The sequence below is a fragment of the Halococcus thailandensis JCM 13552 genome (assembly GCF_000336715.1).
Classification (GTDB): domain Archaea; phylum Halobacteriota; class Halobacteria; order Halobacteriales; family Halococcaceae; genus Halococcus; species Halococcus thailandensis.
Window position 1 is genome coordinate 1 of record NZ_AOMF01000032.1, and the last position, 305, is coordinate 305.

Sequence of the window (305 nt, forward strand, 5' to 3'; positions counted from 1 at the left end):
TATTGCCCCGATTGCGACCGTGTTCTCACCGATCCTGATGAGTACATCTCCCGCACCATCATCGATATTCCGCTCCCCATCCCAACCGAAGTCACGGAATACGAGCTCGGAAAGCAGGAGTGTTCCTGTGGCAATGAAGTCGTCGCTGAACACCCTGATTGTCCGAAAGCCGGGCGGTTTGGGCCACGCTTGCTGGCCCAAACCGCTCTCCTCCGTTATCACGGCCGGCTTCCACACCGGAAACAGGCTGAACTGTTCGACTGGCAGCTCGATCATCCGGTCTCACCAGGGACGATCTACAACAT

The 305-nt window shown here is 57.0% G+C and carries 1 pseudogene; it reads left to right on the top strand.

What is annotated here, in order from left to right:
* Positions 1-305 (top strand): annotated as a pseudogene (locus tag C451_RS20430) (IS66 family transposase); the annotation flags it as partial.